This is a genomic window from Actibacterium naphthalenivorans (genome assembly GCF_014196965.1).
GTDB lineage: Bacteria > Pseudomonadota > Alphaproteobacteria > Rhodobacterales > Rhodobacteraceae > Actibacterium_A > Actibacterium_A naphthalenivorans.
The window spans coordinates 206,399-223,452 of the sequence record NZ_JACIEQ010000002.1 but is presented as its reverse complement, the minus strand read 5'-3'; the positions used below and the strand labels follow the sequence as shown (position 1 = coordinate 223,452).

General features: G+C 63.9%; 15 protein-coding genes. 8 read left to right on the top strand and 7 right to left on the bottom strand.

Going from position 1 to position 17,054, the window contains the following annotated elements:
• Positions 1–80: 80 nt before the first annotated feature.
• From GGR17_RS09465 to GGR17_RS09455, 3 genes are read left to right on the top strand one after another with little or no spacing between them, the layout of a single operon-like run.
• A complete protein-coding gene (locus GGR17_RS09465) occupies positions 81–1,301 on the top strand; it encodes an NAD-dependent epimerase/dehydratase family protein (protein WP_054538782.1) in 1,221 nt (406 codons plus the stop codon).
• Positions 1,298–2,131: a glycosyltransferase gene (locus tag GGR17_RS09460; RefSeq protein WP_054538781.1), complete on the top strand. Its 834-nt coding sequence runs from the start codon at positions 1,298–1,300 to the stop codon at positions 2,129–2,131. The genes GGR17_RS09465 and GGR17_RS09460 overlap by 4 nt, the downstream gene beginning before the upstream one ends.
• A complete protein-coding gene (locus GGR17_RS09455; protein ID WP_054538780.1) occupies positions 2,128–2,982 on the top strand; it encodes an NAD-dependent epimerase/dehydratase family protein in 855 nt (284 codons plus the stop codon). The genes GGR17_RS09460 and GGR17_RS09455 overlap by 4 nt, the downstream gene beginning before the upstream one ends.
• On the opposite strand, the gene GGR17_RS09450 is transcribed toward GGR17_RS09455, so the two are convergent.
• The 7 genes from GGR17_RS09450 to urtA form a co-directional block, all read right to left on the bottom strand.
• Positions 2,979–3,314, bottom strand: a complete 336-nt coding sequence (locus GGR17_RS09450; RefSeq protein ID WP_054538779.1) for an FmdB family zinc ribbon protein — start codon at positions 3,312–3,314, stop codon at positions 2,979–2,981. The two genes, GGR17_RS09455 and GGR17_RS09450, sit on opposite strands and share 4 nt — an antisense overlap.
• Positions 3,315–3,372: 58 nt before the next feature.
• A complete protein-coding gene (fmdA, locus tag GGR17_RS09445; protein WP_054538778.1) occupies positions 3,373–4,605 on the bottom strand; it encodes a formamidase in 1,233 nt (410 codons plus the stop codon).
• Positions 4,606–4,637: 32 nt separating this feature from the next.
• Positions 4,638–5,327: an urea ABC transporter ATP-binding subunit UrtE gene (gene urtE / locus GGR17_RS09440; RefSeq protein WP_037205402.1), complete on the bottom strand. Its 690-nt coding sequence runs from the start codon at positions 5,325–5,327 to the stop codon at positions 4,638–4,640.
• 10 nt (positions 5,328–5,337) lie between these two features.
• A complete protein-coding gene (urtD, locus tag GGR17_RS09435; protein ID WP_054538777.1) occupies positions 5,338–6,087 on the bottom strand; it encodes an urea ABC transporter ATP-binding protein UrtD in 750 nt (249 codons plus the stop codon).
• A 9-nt stretch (positions 6,088–6,096) separates the two neighbouring features.
• Positions 6,097–7,230 (bottom strand): urea ABC transporter permease subunit UrtC, encoded by a 1,134-nt coding sequence (gene urtC, locus GGR17_RS09430; protein ID WP_037205400.1) that lies wholly within the window; start codon positions 7,228–7,230, stop codon positions 6,097–6,099.
• A 12-nt stretch (positions 7,231–7,242) separates the two neighbouring features.
• Entirely contained in the window at positions 7,243–8,169 is a 927-nt protein-coding gene (urtB, locus tag GGR17_RS09425) for an urea ABC transporter permease subunit UrtB (RefSeq protein ID WP_054538776.1), read from the bottom strand.
• A gap of 83 nt (positions 8,170–8,252) precedes the next feature.
• Entirely contained in the window at positions 8,253–9,518 is a 1,266-nt protein-coding gene (urtA, locus tag GGR17_RS09420) for an urea ABC transporter substrate-binding protein (protein WP_054538775.1), read from the bottom strand.
• Between the two features lie 244 nt (positions 9,519–9,762).
• Here urtA and GGR17_RS09415 point away from each other — a divergent pair, with 244 nt between their 5' ends.
• The 5 genes from GGR17_RS09415 to mazG all read left to right on the top strand — a co-directional run bounded on the left by GGR17_RS09415 (position 9,763) and on the right by mazG (position 17,018).
• Complete coding sequence (locus tag GGR17_RS09415; protein WP_054538774.1) at positions 9,763–13,107, top strand: ATP-binding protein; 3,345 nt, start codon at positions 9,763–9,765, stop codon at positions 13,105–13,107.
• Positions 13,094–14,005 carry a response regulator transcription factor gene (locus GGR17_RS09410; protein ID WP_054538773.1) on the top strand — a complete coding sequence of 304 codons (912 nt, stop codon included), beginning with the start codon at positions 13,094–13,096 and terminating at the stop codon, positions 14,003–14,005. Before GGR17_RS09415 ends, GGR17_RS09410 begins: the two co-directional genes overlap by 14 nt.
• A gap of 100 nt (positions 14,006–14,105) precedes the next feature.
• Complete coding sequence (locus GGR17_RS09405) at positions 14,106–15,302, top strand: BaiN/RdsA family NAD(P)/FAD-dependent oxidoreductase (protein WP_054538772.1); 1,197 nt, start codon at positions 14,106–14,108, stop codon at positions 15,300–15,302.
• A gap of 109 nt (positions 15,303–15,411) precedes the next feature.
• The gene (xth, locus tag GGR17_RS09400; protein ID WP_054538771.1) at positions 15,412–16,191 is read left to right on the top strand and encodes an exodeoxyribonuclease III; all 780 of its coding nucleotides are present in this window, start codon (positions 15,412–15,414) and stop codon (positions 16,189–16,191) included.
• Entirely contained in the window at positions 16,188–17,018 is an 831-nt protein-coding gene (gene mazG, locus GGR17_RS09395) for a nucleoside triphosphate pyrophosphohydrolase (RefSeq protein WP_054538770.1), read from the top strand. The genes xth and mazG overlap by 4 nt, the downstream gene beginning before the upstream one ends.
• Positions 17,019–17,054 lie beyond the last annotated feature (36 nt).

The window sequence follows — 17,054 nt, the reverse complement described above, 5'->3', positions numbered from 1 at the left end:
ACATTTACATGCGTCATCCTTATCGGAGACGGAAAATCATGCCCGCGGGCAAGAAGAGCAGCATCCGAAAGGAGAGACCCATGAAAATTGCAGTACTCGGCGGAGACGGTTTCTGTGGCTGGCCCACATCGCTTCACCTGTCTGAACAGGGGCATGAGATCCACATCATCGACAACCTCTCGCGCCGCTGGATCGACACCGAGCTGGGGGTGCAATCGCTCACGCCTATGGATTCGATCCAGGAACGCTGCCGCATCTGGAAAACCCTGACCGGAAACGAGTTGCATTTCCACCTGCTCGATCTCGCCAAGGAGTATGAGCGTCTGCGCCAGTGGCTGGCCGAGGAAAAGCCCGACGCGATCATCCATTTCGCCGAACAGCGCGCCGCGCCCTATTCGATGAAATCCGACCGGCACAAGGTCTACACCGTCAACAACAACGTCAACGCCACGCATAACCTGCTGACGGCAATGGTGGAAACCGGCATCGACGCGCATCTGGTGCATCTGGGCACGATGGGCGTTTACGGCTATTCCAGTGTCGGGGCGGCGATCCCCGAAGGCTATCTGGATGTAGAGATCGAGAACCTCGAGGGCGAGAAGAAGGGGCTGGAGATCCTCTATCCCACCAAGCCCGGCTCGGTCTATCACATGACCAAATCGCTCGATCAGATCCTGTTTCAGTTCTACGCCCAGAACGACGGCGTGCGCATCACCGATCTGCATCAGGGCATCGTCTGGGGCACCCATACCGATCAGACGCGGCGCCACGAACAGCTGATCAACCGGTTCGATTACGATGGCGATTACGGCACGGTGCTGAACCGCTTCCTGATCCAGGCCGCCATCGACTATCCGCTGACCGTGCATGGCACCGGCGGTCAGACCCGCGCCTTCATCCACCTGCAGGATTCGGTGCGCTGCATCGAGCTGGCGCTGTCGGACGCGCCCAAAGCGGGCGACCGGGTGAAGATCTTCAATCAGATGACCGAAACCCACCGGGTGCGCGATCTGGCCGAGATGATCGCGCGCATGACCGGCGCCAAGGTCGCCTATCTGCCCAACCCGCGCAAAGAGGCCGAGGCCAACGACCTGATCGTAAGGAACGAACAGTTCCTGGCGCTGGGGCTGGATCCGACCACCCTGCAGGAAGGGCTGCTGGACGAGGTCGTCGAGGTGGCGAAGAAATACGCCCACCGGATCGACCGCAGCCGCGTGCCCGCCGTCAGCGCCTGGACGAAAGACATCGCCAAGCGCGTGGAAACCGATCCCGAAGGCAAGCGGCTGAAATCCGTTTCATGACGGGTCTCCACCCGGACGGCCCGGCGCGCGGCGATTGCGCCTATGCCACCCTTGTGACCAACGCGGATTTCGCGTTGGGGGCAAAGGCGTTGCTGCGCTCTCTGGTGCTCAGCGGCACGACGGCCGATCTGGTGGTGCTGCACACCGGCGGGGTGGCGGCCGAAGATCTCGCCCCCCTTTCGGCGCTTGGCGCGCGGCTGGTGCGCACCGATCTGCTGCCCACCTCGGATGCCTTCAACGAGGCCCACGCCAAGGCAAAGCTGCACGCCGCCGCGCCTTTCACCAAGGGCACCAAACCGGGCTTTCACACTCCGCTGGACAATTTCGCCAAGCTGCGGCTGTGGCAGCTCGATTACGCGCGGGTGGTGTTTCTGGATGCCGATACGCTGGTGCTGCGGAATGTCGACAAGCTGTTCAGCTATCCCGAATTCTGCGCCGCGCCCAATGTCTATGAAAGCCTTGCCGATTTTCACCGGATGAATTCCGGCGTCTTCACCGCGCGCCCGTCGCAGGCCACGTTCGACGCGATGCTGGCGCGGCTCGATGCGCCCGGCGCCTTCTGGCGGCGCACCGATCAGACCTTCCTTCAGGCCTATTTCCCTGATTGGCACGGGCTGCCGGTGTTCTGCAACATGCTGCAATATGTCTGGTTCGCCATGCCCGATTTATGGAGCTGGCCCGACATCCGCATCCTGCATTTCCAATATGAAAAGCCCTGGCAAGATCATGAAAAGGCGGAAAAACTGCGCCCGCTGATCGACCTGTGGCGCGCCTATGCCGGCGATGGCCCGGTGCCGGCGCTGGATGATCTGCCGGAGCCCGCGCGATGAAGCTGGCCATAACCGGCGGCGCCGGGCTCGTCGGCCGGTTCCTGATGGAAGAGGCGCTGGCGGCAGGGGACGATGTGATCCTTCTCAGCCGTCTCGCCCCTGCCCCCGGCTTTTTCCCGGCCCCGGTTACACATCGCCCCTTCGCCCTTGGCGACCGGCCCGATCTGTCGGGCGTCGATGTCGTGATCCACTGTGCCTTTTCCCATATCCCCGGCCGTTACCGAGGCGGCGAAGGCGATGATCCCGACGGGTTCACCCGCGCCAATCTGGATGGCTCGATCGCGCTGTTCGAAGCCGCCAAAGCCTCCGGCGTGCCACGGCTGCTGTTCCTGTCCACCCGTGCGGTCTATGGCTCCTACCCTGACGGCACGGTGCTGACCGAGGATATGGCGCCCAGGCCCCTGACCCTCTACGGCGAGGTGAAATGGCTGGCCGAACAGGCGCTGGCCGGGCTGGCCGGGCCGGATTTCGCGCCGACCGTGCTGCGCGCCACGGGGGTCTACGGCCCCGCAGGGCCGGGGCAGCCGCATAAATGGGCCAATCTTTTCGCCGATTTCGCCGCCGGCCGCCCGATCGCGCCCCGCGCCGGAACAGAAGTGCATGGCGAGGATCTGGCCGCCGCCGTGCGGATCCTCCTGAGCGCCGCGCCGGGCACCTACAACCTGTCGGACATCCTGCTGGACCGGCACGATCTGCTGGCGCTGGTCGCCGCCCATACCGGCATCACCACGCCCCCGCCGCCGCGCGCCGACGCGCCGGTCAGCCAGATGCAGACCGACCGCATCCGCGCCCTGGGCTGGCGCCCCGGCGGCATGGACAAGCTGCGCGCGACGCTGCCCGCGTTGCTTTAGTGCGAGATCATCCAGGGCCGTTTCTTCGGAAAGCTTTTCGACCCGTCCGGGCGATAGAGCGTGCCGGGATTGATCTTCGCCCCCGCGCCGCCGCTGCAGCATGAACACCCCGGCCCATGGGCCGATTTCTTCGGGCTGTCGGCGCTGCGCTCATTGGTTTCATGGGCCTTTCGGGTGGCACTGCTGACCGCCGAGAGCTTCGGCGCGGTCATCAGCACCCGCGGCGCCGGGGCGGCGCAGGCCGGGCAATCGCAGGGCTCGGCATAGCGCGCCAGCGGGGCCATGGCGGTGAACGGGCCGCAATCGTCGCACCAGTATTCATAGATCGGCATCGGGTTTCCTTTCGGGCAAGGGGGGCAAGCGCGGCCCCCTGCGGGGCCGCAAGCCGGATCACAGATCGGGCGCCAGCGGCACGTCGATCGACCCGTCGAGGAATTTCACCGGCCCGTCGGCGTTCGGCATCATGTCCCATTCGAAAATGTCGGTGGGCAGCCACAGCGTGGCGCAGGCATTGGGAATATCGACCACGCCCGAGATATGCCCCTGCACCGGCGCGGTGCCGAGGATGGCATAGGCCTGCGCGCCGGAATAGCCGAATTTCTTGAGATACTCGATCGCGTTCAGGCAGGCCTGGCGATAGGCGATATGTACGTCCAGATAGTGCTGGGTGCCGGCCTCATCGACGCTGATCCCCTCGAAGATCAGGAAATCATCGTATTTCGGCGTGATCGGCGAGGGTTTGAAGATCGGGTTCTTCACCCCGTATTTCGCCATGCCATCCTTGATCAGCTCGACCTTCAGATGCAGCCATCCGGCCATTTCGATCGCGCCGCAGAAGGTGATCTCGCCATCGCCCTGGCTGAAGTGCAGATCGCCCATCGACAGCCCCGCGCCCTCGACATAGACCGGGAAATAGACCTTGGACCCGCGCGACAGATCCTTGATGTCGCAGTTGCCGCCATGTTCGCGCGGCGGCACGGTGCGGGCGCCCTCGGCGGCGGCCTTGTCGCGCGCCTCGCCCTTCAGCCGGCCCATATGCGCCGTCGGGCCGCCATCGGGCAGTGTCGCCAGCGCGGGGATACGGTCCGGGTCGGTGTCGAACAGCGCCTTTTCCCGGGTGTTCCACATATCCAGCATTTTCTGGTCCGGCAGACAGCCGATCAGGCCGGGGTGGATAAGGCCCGCGTATTTCACCCCCGGCACATGGCGCGATGTGGTGAACATGCCGTGGAAATCCCAGATGGATTTCTGCGCCTGCGGGAAATGCTCGGTCAGAAAGCCGCCGCCGTTCTGCTTGGAAAAGAAACCGTTGAAGCCCCACTGGCTTTCCTCTTTCGCGCCGATGTCCAGGATCTCGACCACCAGAAGATCGCCCGGCTCGGCCCCTGTCACACCGATCGGCCCCGACAGGTAATGCACCTGCTCCAGCTCCACGTCGCGCACATCGGCCGCATCGTCATTGTCGGCGATCTGGCCGCCGGTCCAGTCATAGGTTTCGATCTTGAACTCGTCGCCGGGATCGACCCAGACGCCAATCGGGATATCGGGATGCCAGCGGTTGTGGATATTCTCGTTGGTCAGGGGGCTTTCGCTGAGGTCCACCGAGATCAGTGTATCGGCCATGGTTCTGTCCTTTCGTTGGGTATTCAGGGCGGTCAGACGGAGAGGAATTTGGAAACGCGCGCCTCGTCGATGCCGGCGCGCGGGCTGTCATGAACGAAATTGCCGTTTTCGATCACCATCACCCGGTCGGCCACGTCCAGCGCGAAGCTCAGCACCTGTTCGGAAACGACGATCGACAGGCCCCGCTCATCGCGGATGCGGCGCAGGGTGCGGGCCATGTCACGGATGATGCTGGGCTGGATGCCTTCGGTCGGTTCGTCCAGCAGCAGGATCTTGGGGTCGGAGGCCAGCGCGCGGGCGATGGCAAGCTGCTGCTGCTGGCCGCCCGAAAGGTTGCCGCCGCGCCGGCCCTTCATTTCCAGCAGCACCGGGAACAGCTCATAGATGTTTTCGGGGACTTTCTTCTTGCCGGTGACGGTCAGCCCGGTCTCGACATTCTCCTGCACGGTCATGGCAGAAAAGATCATCCGCCCCTGCGGCACATAGGCCACGCCGCTGGCCACCCGCTGATGCGATTTCAGGCCGGTGATCTCCGTGCCATCCACGCTGACGACACCGGATCTGGCGGGCACGATGCCCATCAGGGTTTTCATCAGCGTCGTCTTGCCCATGCCGTTGCGGCCCATGATCGCCACGATCTCTCCGGGGGCCACGGTGAAATCCAGCCCGTGCAACACCTCGGATTCGCCGTAGGCCGCGCGGAGTTCCTGTACGTTCAGCATATTCGCCTCCTCAGTGGCCCAGATAAACTTCGATGACCTTGGGATCGTTCTGCACCCGCTCCATCGAGCCTTCGGAGAGGGTCTTGCCCTGATGCAGAACCGTGACGCGGGTGGCGATATCGGCGACAAAGCCCATGTCATGCTCGATCACGATCACCGAACGGTCGGCGATGATCCGGTTCAGCAGCGCCGCGGTCTTCTTGCGCTCGGCCACCGACATGCCGGCCACCGGCTCGTCCAGCATCAAAAGCTCGGGGTCCTGGATCAGCAGCATGCCGATCTCGAGCCATTGCTTCTGGCCATGGCTCAGATAGGCGGCCTTTTCCTCCAGCAGATCTTGCAGAAAGATCGTTTCGGCGATTTCCGCGATCCGGTCCTTCACCTGCTGGTCGCGGCGGAAGGTCAGCGCGCCGAACACGTTGTGCCCCTTGGGATAGGAAATCTCGAGGTTCTCGAAGACGCTCAGATCCTCATACACCGACGGGGTCTGGAACTTGCGGCCCACCCCGGCATGCACGATCTGGTCCTCGCGCATCTTCAAAAGCTCCTGGCCCTTGAAGTTCACCGAACCCGCCGTCGCCTTGGTGCGCCCGCAGATCAGATCGAGCACGGTGGTCTTGCCTGCCCCGTTGGGGCCGATGATCACGCGGCATTCGTTGGGCTCGACATAGAAGCTCAGGTCGTTGACCGCCTTGAACCCGTCGAAAGACACGGTCAGCCCCTCGACCATCAGCACGAAATTCGGATTGTTGATCGTCATGGCACGCTCCTACTCGGCGGGGGTTTTGTCGGGCGTGGCGGGCAGATCGACCCCGCCGCGCCTCAGCAGGCGGGCGATGCGCGGGGCGACATGCTCGGCGTAGACACCGGCCAGACCGTTGGGGAAGGCCATCACGACCGCGATGAACAGCGCGCCCAGGCCGAACAGCCACAATTCCGGAAAGCTTTCGGAAAAGGTGGTTTTCGCCCAGTTGACCAGAAGCGCGCCATAAACCGCCCCCAGGATCGACAGCCGCCCGCCCACGGCGCAATAGATCACCATCTCGATCGACGGCACGATGCCGACGAAGCTGGGCGACATGAACCCGACCTGAAGCGTGAACATCGCCCCACCGATGGCGGCGAAGGCGGCGCCGACGCAAAAGACGAAGATCTTGAAATCGGCCACGTCATAGCCCGAAAACCGCACCCTGTCCTCCTGATCGCGCATGGCGATCAGGATGCGACCAAGCTTGGATTTGCGGATGTATTGCGCCGCCAGCAGGCAGGCGAACAGCAGGATGCCGTTTACGAAATACAGGATCTCCTTGGCGCTGTCGGTGCGGATGTCCCAGCCCTTGAGCGTGCGCAGGTCGGTGATGCCGTTGACGCCGCCGGTATAGCCCTGCTGGCCGATGATCAGGATCGTCATGATCGCGGCGATGGCCTGGGTGATGATGGCGAAATACACGCCCCCCACCCGGCGCCGGAACATGGCGACCCCGATGATGAAGGCGAAGAACACCGGCACGACCACCACCGCGACGATGGAAAAGGTCAGGCTGTGGAACGGCTCCCACCACCAGGGCAGCGCCGAGAGCTGGTTCCAGTCCATGAAATCGGGGATGCCGGGGGTGGACTGGATGGCGGTGTTCTCGGGGCTCGACGCCTCCAGCTTCAGGAACATCGCCATGCAATAGCCGCCCAGGCCAAAGAACACCCCCTGCCCCAGGCTCAGAATGCCGCCCGCGCCCCAGCACAGCACCAGCCCCAGCGCCACGAACGCATAGGTCAGGTACTTGCCGAAGAGGTTCAGCCGGAACGTATCCAGTGCCAGCGGCAGCACGATGAAGATGATCGCGGCCAGAACGGCAAATCCGATCAGATCATTGCGGGAAAACAGGCGGTGCGAAGCGATGCTCATCTGCGGGGCCTCTTATTTGCGGAGTTTCAGGGCAAACAGACCCTGCGGGCGCAGCATCAGGATGCCGACGACCGTCAGAAGGGTCAGAACCTTAGCCATGGAGCCGGACAGGAAGAATTCCATGATCGACTGGGCCTGACTGATCGAGAACGCGCTGGCGATGGTGCCCAGCAGGCTGCCGGCGCCGCCGAACACCACCACCAGGAAGGTGTCGACGATGTAAAGCTGCCCCGCCGTCGGCCCGGTGGAACCGATCATCGTGAAGGCAGAGCCGGCCACGCCCGCCACGCCGCAGCCGATGCCGAAGGTCAGCCTGTCTGTCCATTCGGTGTTGATGCCCACCGCGCCCGCCATCACCCTGTTCTGGTTGATCGCGCGCACCTGCTTGCCCCAGCTCGAGCGATACATGAGGATGTAGATCGCGGCCGAAATGCCAACCGCCAGCACCATCACGAAGATGCCGTTGATCGGAACCTCGATCATGTCGGTCACCGGCAGCGATCCCATGATCCAGTCGGGAATCGTCACCCCCACCTCGCGCGCGCCGAAGACCGAGCGATAGACCTGCTGCAGGATCAGGCTCAGCCCCCATGTGGCCAGAAGCGTATCCAGCGGGCGTTTGTAGAGATGCCGGATCATCGCCCATTCCACCGCCATGCCCAGCAGGCCCGAAGCGATGAAGGCCAGCACCATCGCGACGAAGAAATAGATGCTGAACAGGGCGGGAAGGTAATCCGAGAAGACGTTGGAGGTGATATAGGTGACGTAGGCGCCCAGGATCATGAATTCGCCATGGGCCATGTTGATCACGCCCATCTGGCCGAAGATGATGGCCAGCCCCAGCGCCATCAGCACGAAGACCGAAAACAGGATCAGCCCCGCGAACCCCTGCATGGCGAAGATCGCGCCAAGCTCGCTCATCGAATAGTCGGAAAACATCGGCGGACCCCCGGGTTCATGCTGTGTGAGTGATGGAAGGGTGGCGGCCCGGGCGCTCCTGCCCGGGCCGCCGGACGCAGGGCTTACTGATAGCCCTCGGGGAACGGATCGGGCTCGACCAGATCGGCGGTCTCGTAGACCACTTCGTACTGGCCATCGACCTTGGCATGGCCGACCCGGGTCTTCGACCACAGGTGGTGGTTTTCGTGCACCTTGACATAGCCTTCCGGCGCGGTCGTCAGCTCGATACCCGGAGAGGCCTCGCGCACCTTGTCCACATCGAAGCTGCCGGCCGCCTCGACAGCGGCTTTCCACAGCCACGGGCCCAGGTAGGCGGCCTGGGTCACGTCGCCGATCACCATGTCTTCGCCCCACATCTCCTTGAACGCCTTGACGAATTCCATGTTGTTTTCGTTCGTCAGGCTCTGGAAATACTTCATGCAGGCATAGGCGCCTTCGATATTCTCGCCGCCGATGCCGCGGATCTCGTCTTCGGTGACGGAAATGGTCAGCAGCAGCGGCTTTTCCTTGGTCATGTCGATGCCCGCGGCCTTGAGCTGCTTGTAGAACGCCACGTTCGAGCCGCCGACGATGATCGCATAGATCACATCGGGCTTTTTCAGGCGGATCTTGTTGATGACCGAGTTGAACTGGGTGTGGCCCAGCGGGTAATAGTCCTCGCCCACCACCTTCAGGCCAAGCTTTTCGATATGCTTGCGGGCGATCTTGTTGGAGGTGCGCGGCCAGATGTAATCGGACCCCAGCAGATAGAAGGATTTCGCACCCTTCGTCTCGGCCACCCAGTCGATGCCGGCGATGATCTGCTGCGTGGCTTCTTGCCCGGTGTAGATCACGTTGGGCGATTGCTCGAGCCCTTCGTAGAAGGTCGGGTAATAGAGCATGCCGTTATACTGCTCGAACACCGGCAGAACCGCCTTGCGGCTGGCCGAGGTCCAGCAGCCCATCACCGATGCAACCTTGTCGCTGACCAGAAGCTTCTTGGCCTTTTCCGCGAAGGTCGGCCAATCGGATGCGCCATCTTCCTGAATGAACTCGATTTTCCGGCCCAGAATGCCGCCCATCTCGTTGATCTGCGCAATCGCGAGCTTTTCGGCCTGAACCGATCCGGTTTCGGAAATGGCCATCGTGCCGGTGATCGAATGCAGGATGCCGATGGTGACGGTATCGTCGGTCACGGCCAGGCCGGTGGTGTTGACTTCGGCGGTGGGATAATCGGCGGCGCGCAGGTGCTTGGGGGCAAACAGCGACGCGGTCAGTGCTGCCCCTCCTGCCAGTACCGCGCGGCGGCTCGGACCCGCCAGGGTTTTCGGGAATTTGGGTTCAGACATCTCGCCTCCTTGAAACCTTGTTTCATGCCGGGGGCCGGGTTGGCGCCCCCTCTCGCCAAGGTTTGCGGGAAATGCTGCGTTGCAGTATAAGTCAAATGACGTATAGGGCTGCGCATTTTTACGCTTAATAGTTTCGTTAATAAATTCGGGACGCAGTGCAATCGGGAAGGGGTCACCGGCCGGATCGTTGTTTCAGCAACGGGCGGGGTGGCGAGTGCCTGCCAGGGGAAACAGGGGCTTGCCTATGCCAATCGCATTCAGTGCGACGCTCGAGCGCCGCCGGTACAACCGGTGGGTGGCCAACGAGACGATGGAGGATTTCGCGCTGCGCTTCACCGCGCGGCGGGCACGGCGCTGGTCGGCGCTGCGGGTGGCCAACACCGCGATCGGGTCGATCTCGTTTCTGGCGCTGGAGGCGATCGGCGGCGCCATCACCCTGACCTACGGCTTTGACACCGCGATCCTGGCGATCATGCTGGTGGGGCTGCTCTTGTTCCTGACCGGCCTGCCGATCAGCTTTTACGCCGCGCGCTACGGCGTGGACATCGATCTGCTGACCCGCGGCGCCGGCTTTGGCTATATCGGTTCCACGATCACCTCGCTGATCTATGCCTCTTTCACCTTCATCTTCTTCGCGCTCGAGGCGGCGATCCTGTCGCTGGCGCTGGAGTTCTGTTTCGGCATCCCGCTGTTCATCGGCTATCTGCTCAGCGCACTGATCGTGATCCCGCTGGTGGTCAACGGTTTTTCCAAGATCTCGGCGTTCCAGGCCTGGACACAGCCGCTGTGGGTGGTGCTGCATATCCTGCCCTTCGCGATGCTGGGCATCGTCGGCTATGACTTCGACACCTGGACAGACTTCGCCGGCACCACCGGCCAGGGCAAGCAGGGCGCCACGCTCGTGATGCTGGGCGCGGCGGCGGGGGTGGTGTTTTCACTGATCGCCCAGATTGGCGAGCAGGTCGATTTCCTGCGCTTTCTTCCCGAACCCAAAACCCGCGCCGAGCGGCGCAAATGGTGGGCCGCGCTGATCGCGGCGGGGCCCGGCTGGTCGGTTCTGGGGGTGCTGAAGATGCTGGCCGGGTCGTATCTGGTAACGCTGGCCCTGCGCGAAAGCGTGCCCGCCTCCGAAGCCGGAGATCCGACGCGCATGTATTTCACCGCCTTCGATCAGGTGCTTTCCTCGCCGATGCTGGTGATGGCGCTGACCGGCACGTTCGTCATCCTGTCGCAGCTCAAGATCAACGTGACCAATGCCTATGCCGGGTCGATCGCCTGGTCGAACTTCTTTTCCCGCCTCACCCACAGCCACCCCGGCCGCGTCGTCTGGCTGGTGTTCAACGTCGCCATCGCGCTGATGCTGATGGAGCTGGGGGTGTTTCACGCCATCGAATCCACCCTGACGCTCTATTCCCATGTGGCGCTGGCCTGGATCGGCGCGCTGGTCTCCGATCTGGTGGTCAACAAGCCGCTCGGCCTCAGCCCGCGCGGCATAGAGTTTCGCCGCGCCCATCTCTACGATATCAACCCGGTCGGCATCGGCGCGATGGCCTGCGCCGGCATCCTGTCATTCCTGGCGCATTTCGGGCTGGCCGGGGAAACCGCACAATCGCTCTCGTCCTTCATCGCGCTGCTGACGGCCTTCGGTTTGGCCCCGCTGATCGCCTGGTACACCGACGGGCGCTACTACATCGCGCGCGCGCCGCAGGAACCGGCCGCCGCGTTGCAGGAATGCTGTGTCTGCGAATACCGGTTCGACCCGGAAGACATGACAAACTGCCCGTTCTACGCCGGCCCGATCTGCTCGCTGTGCTGCACGCTCGACAGTTCGTGCCGCGACGCCTGCAAGCCCAATGCGCGGATCGGCGCCATGGCCGTGGGCTTTATCCGCAACCGGTTTCCGACCCGCGTCGCCGATGTGCTGATGTCGCGGTTCTCGGTCTTCGTGATCAGCACCACGGTGATCGCGAGCGCCTTTGGCGGGCTGTTGCTGCTGATCCGCTCGCACGCGGGCAAGGCCGAGTTCGACGCGGTTCTGGCGGCCATCTTCTGCACCGTTCTGGTGGTGATCGGCGTGTCGGTCTGGATGTTCATCCTGGCCACCGAAAGCCAGCACAAGGCCCGCGACGAGACCGAGCTGCAGACCCAGCGCCTCCTGCGCGAGGTGCGCGCCCATGAACGCACCGATCAGGCGTTGCAGGAGGCCAAGGAAAAGGCCGAGGCCGCGAACCTGGCCAAGACCCGCTACATGACCGGGATCAGCCATGAGCTGCGCACGCCGCTCAACGCGATCTACGGCTTTGCGCAGATCCTCGAGAAAGACCCGGAAATCCCGCCCCATCGCCGCGAATCCGTCTCGACCATCCGGCGCAGCAGCGAACATCTGGCGGGGCTGATCGAGGGGCTGCTCGACATCTCGAAGATCGAGGCGGGACGGCTGGAACTCTACCGCGACCGTATCAATCTGCGGATGTTCCTGACCCAGGTCGCCAGCATCTTCAGCGAGGCCGCGAAGGAAAAGAACCTGGATTTCCGGATGGAAACCCGCGGCTCGCTGCCCGAATGGGTGGGGTTCGATGAAAAGCGGCTGCGCCAGATCATCATCAACCTTCTGTCCAACGCCCTGCGCTACACCGACAAGGGCGAGGTCTGCCTGAGCGTGCGCTACCGCAACGAGGTGGCGCTGATCGAAGTGTCGGACACCGGCATCGGCATCCCCCCGCACGAGCTTGACCGGATATGGAAGCCCTTCGAACGCGGCGGCCAGGTCACGGCGCAGGGCTCGGGCCTGGGCCTGACCATCACCAAGCTGCTGGTGGAAATCCTGGGCGGCGAGATCTCGGTCGAAAGCACGCCGTTCCAGGGCAGCACCTTCCGGGTGCGGCTTATGCTGCCGTCGATCCCGCACAGTTCGCGCTACCTGCGCGAGCGCGCCGATGAGCCGGCCAGCCTCAACGTGCGCGGCTATTCCGGCGCCCGCAAGACGATCATGGTGGTGGATGACGATCTGAACCACCTGAGCCTCGTCGAACACTGGCTGCAGCCGCTCGGGTTCCTGGTACTGGTCGCCTCCAACACCGAAATCGCGCTGGAGATGCTGGGCGACATCTCTCCCGACATCTTCATCCTGGATATCGACATGCCGGGGCGCGATGGCTGGGATCTGGCCACGCATCTGCGCAGCCATGACCACCGCGCGACCCCGATCATCATGATCTCGGGCCACGCGCTGGAAGGGCGCAAGCCGGGCCCGGAAACCGCGCTCTATGACGCGTTCATCGCCAAACCCTATAACCTCGACGATCTGTTCCTGCGCATCAGCACCCTGCTCAAGCTGGAGCTGATCAGCGAAGACGACGGCGACGAGCCCGCCGCCTCCCGCGCGCCGCTGCCACGCGCCGAAATCGGCAATCTGATCGAACTGTCCGAAATCGGCCACGCCAGCGCGATCCGCGTCCGGCTGGCAGAGCTCGAGGCCGCCGGCACCATCTCCGACGCGGCACTCGGGCGGCTGCGCGCCAAGCTCTCGGTCTTCGACATGGCGGGCCTGACCCAGACCCTCAGGGAGCTGCAACATGACGCGGCCTGACCCCCAAAGCCGCCACATCGCGCTGGTCGTCGATGACAATCCCGAATCGCTGGGCATGGTCGCCTCGGCGCTGGAAGAGAACGGGATGACCGTTCTGGTCGCGCGCGACGGCGCCTCGGCGATCGACCTGACCCGCCGTGTGCAGCCCGACGTGATCCTGATGGATGCGGTCATGCCGCGGATGGACGGGTTCGAAACCTGCCGCCGGCTGAAGGCCCCGCCAGACCCGACCCCGGCGCCGATCATCTTCATGACCGGCCTGACGGAGCACGAATACATCCTGCGCGGGCTCGAGTCGGGCGGCGTGGATTACATCAAGAAACCGGTGGTGGTCGAAGAACTGATCGCGCGGCTCACGATCCATGTCATGAACTCCAAGCTGATCCAGAGCGCCCGCAACGCGCTGGATACATCGGGCCGGTCGGTTCTGGCCGTCGACCGCGCGGGGCATCTGATCTGGGGCTCGCCCAACGCCATTGCGCTGGCCAGCGCCCAGGGTGACCTGATCGGCCCCGAAGGCACCGCCCATTCAACGCTGCGCGCCTGGCTGACGACCCTGCCCAACATGCCGATCTCGCAGATCACCCCGCTGCAGTTCCAGTCCCTCGTGCTGCATTTCGTCGGCGCCACGTCGTCGGGCGAGTTGCTGATCAAGCTGCAATCTGGCAGCGGCGAAAGCAACGAGGCCGCGCTGGCCCGCAGCTTCGAGCTGACGGATCGCGAGGCCGAGGTGCTGTTCTGGCTGACACGCGGCAAGACCAACCGCGACATCGGCCAGATCCTGTCGCTCAGCGCACGCACGGTGAACAAGCACCTCGAACAGGTGTTTCAGAAGATGGGTGTCGACAACCGCACCTCGGCGGCAGTGCTGGCCGACCGCGTCCTGAATTCCGAATAACCCCGACAATTTCCGCGAAACGGCGCGCCGGGCGATGGCAAATCCCGGCGCAACCCGATATGCGGGGCGCCAGCATTTCACATAAGGCCCCGAGCAGGATATGCCCCGCTACCAGACCGTCATCCTCGGCGCCGGCGCCGCCGGCCTGATGTGCGCCGCCCATGCCGCGGCCGGCGGCGGGCGCGTGCTGGTGATCGACCACGCAAGGGCGGCGGGCGAAAAGATCCGCATCTCGGGCGGCGGGCGCTGCAACTTCACCAACCTCCATACGGGGCCGGAAAACTTCCTTTCGCAAAACCCGCATTTCGCCAAATCGGCCCTGTCCCGCTATACCCAGTGGGATTTCATCGATCTTGTTGCCCGCCACGGCATCGCCTGGCACGAAAAGACGCTGGGCCAGCTGTTTTGCGACAACACGGCCAAAGATATCGTCCGGATGCTGCTGGAGGAAATGGCGAAAACCGGTGCCGAACTGCGCCTGCAAACGGCCGCCACCGAGATCGGCAAGGCCGAAACCGGCTTCGCCCTGCGCCTGTCCACCGGGCAACGGATCACCACGGACAACCTGGTGATCGCCACCGGCGGCAAGTCGATCCCCAAGATGGGCGCCACCGGCCTTGGCTATCAACTGGCCCGGCAGTTTGGTCATGCCGTCACCGAAACCCGCCCCGCCCTGGTGCCGCTGACCTTCGGCGACGACGTGATGGCCGGGTTCAAACCGCTGGCCGGGCTCGCCACCCCGGTCCGCGCCAGCTGCAACGGGGCCAGCTTCGACGAGGCGCTGCTCTTCACCCACCGCGGCCTCTCGGGCCCCGCCATCCTGCAGATCTCCAGCTACTGGCGCGAAGGCGACACCGTCACCCTTGATCTTCTGCCCGGCGTGGATGCCTTCGAAACCCTCCGCGCGCGCCGGGCCGGGGCCGGCAGGAAATCCATCGGCACCGTCCTGTCAGAGCTTCTGCCGAACCGGCTGGCAGCCGACACCGCCGCCCGGCTGGGCGTTCACGGCAACCTCGCCGACTGTTCGGACACCCGGCTGCACGAGATCGCCCGCGCCCTCTCCGCCTGGCCCCTCACCCCGGCCGGCTCCGAAGGCTACAGAACGGCCGAGGTGACGCTCGGCGGTGTCGATACCGCGGGGCTGAACTCGCGCACGATGGAAAGCACATCGGTGCCGGGCCTCTACTTCGTCGGCGAGGTGGTGGACGTGACCGGATGGCTGGGCGGCTATAATTTCCAGTGGGCCTGGTCTTCGGGCCACGCGGCCGGAACGGCGATCGCGGCGCGCTGGCCCTGATCTTCATCTTTCGGGAAATATCCCCGCCGGAGGCATTGAATCCTCTGGCGCACCATGGACTTTCTTGCCTCCGGCGGGGATATTTTCGGAAAGATGAATTGGGAGTCCCATGAAAATCGCCACCTATAACATCAACGGCATCAAGGCGCGCATAGAGGCGCTTCCCGATTGGCTGGACGAGGCGCAGCCGGACGTGGCCGTGCTGCAGGAAATCAAGTCTGTGGACGAGAATTTCCCGCGCGAGCTGTTCGAAGAGCGCGGCTATAATGTGGAGACTCACGGCCAGAAAAGCTTCAACGGCGTGGCGATCCTGTCAAAGCTGCCGCTGGAGGATGTCACCCGGGGGCTGCCGGGGGATGATGGCGACGAACAGGCGCGCTGGATCGAGGCCACGGTGGTGGGGCGGCACGCGCTGCGGATCTGCGGTCTTTATCTGCCCAACGGCAACCCGGCGCCGGGGCCGAAATTCGACTACAAGCTGGCCTGGATGGAGCGGCTGCGCGCGCGCGCCGCGGCGTTGCTGGAGGCCGAGGAGCCGGCGCTGATGGCGGGTGATTACAATGTGATTCCGCAAGATGAGGATGCCGCCCGGCCCGAGGCCTGGCGCGAGGATGCGCTGGCCCGGCCCGAGAGCCGCGCCGCCTTTCGGCGCATTGTGAACCTCGGTTTCACCGAAGCGTTCCGCGCCCGTACGCGCGGGCCCGGGCATTATTCCTTTTGGGATTATCAGGCCGGGGCCTGGAACAGGAATGACGGCATCCGCATCGATCATTTTCTCTTGACGCCGCAGGCTGCCGATCTGCTGCTTGACTGCCGGATCGACCGTGACGTGCGGGGCCGCGACAAGCCGTCGGATCACGTACCGGTCTGGGTGGAGTTGGACGCGTGAGCGAGGCGCTGATCCATGACCCCGACGGCGGCTTGCCCCGGCTGCTGGAGATCATGCGCCGGCTGCGCGATCCCGAGACCGGCTGCCCCTGGGATATCGAGCAGGATTTCCGCTCGATCGCGCCCTACACGATCGAGGAAGCCTATGAGGTGGCGGATGCGATCGAACGCGAAGCCTGGAGCGAGCTTGAGGGCGAACTGGGCGATCTGCTGTTGCAGACGGTCTACCACACCCGGATCGGCGAAGAGGCTGGGCTGTTTTCCTTCGACAGCGTGGCCAATGCGATTTCCGACAAGATGGTCGCCCGCCACCCGCATGTTTTCGGCGATGAAAACCGCGACAAGAGCGCCGCGCAGCAGACCGCCGACTGGGAGGTTCAGAAGGCCGCCGAACGGGCCAGGAAGGGCGAAGGCCGCACGCTCGACGGTGTCGCCCTCGGCCTGCCGGGGATGACGCGGGCGGTCAAGCTGCAGAAGCGGCTGGCGCGGGTCGGGTTCGACTGGGGCCGGACCGAGGATGTACTGGACAAGATCGTCGAGGAATCCCGCGAGCTGGTCGAGGCGCGCGACAGTCTTTCGGCTGATGCGATGGAGGATGAGTTCGGCGATCTGCTGTTCGTTCTGGCCAATCTGGCCCGGCATCTGGGCATCGACCCGGAGGTGGCCGTGCGCCGCACCAATGCCAAGGTGGAGCGTCGTTTCGCCGCCATCGAAGACCGGCTGGCCGCGATGGGCAAGCGCCCCGAAACCTCGGATCTGGCGGAGATGGATGCGCTTTGGGAGGCGGTGAAGGCGGCGGAAAAGGCGACTGAAGAAATCGGGTATTGACCTGAGTAAAAGAGTCAGGCTTTATGTTCCTGTTAC

What these genes read in the sequence shown, in the direction of transcription:
- GGR17_RS09455 (WP_054538780.1), top strand. Translation starts at nt 2,128, where the DNA reads ATGAAGCTGGCCATAACCGGCGGCGCCGGGCTCGTCGGCCGGTTCCTG.
- urtA (WP_054538775.1), bottom strand. Translation starts at nt 9,518, where the DNA reads ATGTCTGAACCCAAATTCCCGAAAACCCTGGCGGGTCCGAGCCGCCGC.
- GGR17_RS09465 (WP_054538782.1), top strand. Translation starts at nt 81, where the DNA reads ATGAAAATTGCAGTACTCGGCGGAGACGGTTTCTGTGGCTGGCCCACA.
- GGR17_RS09460 (WP_054538781.1), top strand. Translation starts at nt 1,298, where the DNA reads ATGACGGGTCTCCACCCGGACGGCCCGGCGCGCGGCGATTGCGCCTAT.
- urtD (WP_054538777.1), bottom strand. Translation starts at nt 6,087, where the DNA reads ATGACGATCAACAATCCGAATTTCGTGCTGATGGTCGAGGGGCTGACC.
- urtE (WP_037205402.1), bottom strand. Translation starts at nt 5,327, where the DNA reads ATGCTGAACGTACAGGAACTCCGCGCGGCCTACGGCGAATCCGAGGTG.
- GGR17_RS09450 (WP_054538779.1), bottom strand. Translation starts at nt 3,314, where the DNA reads ATGCCGATCTATGAATACTGGTGCGACGATTGCGGCCCGTTCACCGCC.
- GGR17_RS09405 (WP_054538772.1), top strand. Translation starts at nt 14,106, where the DNA reads ATGCCCCGCTACCAGACCGTCATCCTCGGCGCCGGCGCCGCCGGCCTG.
- fmdA (WP_054538778.1), bottom strand. Translation starts at nt 4,605, where the DNA reads ATGGCCGATACACTGATCTCGGTGGACCTCAGCGAAAGCCCCCTGACC.
- urtB (WP_054538776.1), bottom strand. Translation starts at nt 8,169, where the DNA reads ATGTTTTCCGACTATTCGATGAGCGAGCTTGGCGCGATCTTCGCCATG.
- GGR17_RS09410 (WP_054538773.1), top strand. Translation starts at nt 13,094, where the DNA reads ATGACGCGGCCTGACCCCCAAAGCCGCCACATCGCGCTGGTCGTCGAT.
- GGR17_RS09415 (WP_054538774.1), top strand. Translation starts at nt 9,763, where the DNA reads ATGCCAATCGCATTCAGTGCGACGCTCGAGCGCCGCCGGTACAACCGG.
- urtC (WP_037205400.1), bottom strand. Translation starts at nt 7,230, where the DNA reads ATGAGCATCGCTTCGCACCGCCTGTTTTCCCGCAATGATCTGATCGGA.
- xth (WP_054538771.1), top strand. Translation starts at nt 15,412, where the DNA reads ATGAAAATCGCCACCTATAACATCAACGGCATCAAGGCGCGCATAGAG.